The organism is Pseudoselenomonas ruminis (assembly GCF_008271295.1).
Taxonomy (GTDB): Bacteria; Bacillota; Negativicutes; order Selenomonadales; family Selenomonadaceae; genus Selenomonas_A; species Selenomonas_A ruminis.
This window is the reverse complement of sequence record NZ_VTOY01000043.1, coordinates 1-686: the sequence shown is the minus strand read 5'-3', so window position 1 is coordinate 686 and position 686 is coordinate 1. Positions and strand designations below refer to the sequence as shown.

Below are 686 nucleotides of genomic sequence, written 5' to 3'. Positions count from 1 at the left end.
CATGGGTAGGGGAGCGTTCCAAGGGCGTTGAAGGTTGACCGCAAGGACAGCTGGAGCGCTTGGAAGTGAGAATGCCGGTATGAGTAGCGAAACGGTCAGTGAGAATCTGACCCACCGAAAGCCTAAGGTTTCCTGAGCAACGCTCGTCGTCTCAGGGTAAGTCGGGACCTAAGCCGAGGCAGAAAGCATAGGCGATGGACAACTGGCGAAAATTCCAGTACTGCATGTTGTTGTTTGAGGATGGAGTGACGCAGCAAGGAGCCCCAGCACACGATTGGAAATGTGTGTCGAAGGCGGTAGGCTGGTGTGGAGGCAAATCCCCACACCGTAAGGCTGAGAACTGATAGATAGACAATCCCACGGGAGCGTCAAATTGGGGCGTACTACACTGCCAAGAAAAGCTTCTAACGAGACAACATGTACCCGTACCAAAACCGACACAGGTAGGCGGGGAGAGAATCCTAAGGTGCGCGGGAAAACCCTCGTTAAGGAACTCGGCAAAATGCATCCGTAACTTCGGGAGAAGGATGGCCGGAGCTGGTGAAGAGATTTACTCTTGGAGCTGGAGCCGGCGACAGAAGAGAAGCCCAAGCGACTGTTTACCACAAACACAGGTGCCTGCTAAAGAGAAATCTGACGTATAGGTGCTGACACCTGCCCGGTGCTGGAAGGTTAAGGAGAGGAGT

1 rRNA gene is annotated in these 686 nt (G+C 53.6%); it reads left to right on the top strand.

Going from position 1 to position 686, the window contains the following annotated elements:
- Positions 1-686, top strand: a 23S ribosomal RNA gene (locus FZ040_RS13850); the annotation flags it as partial.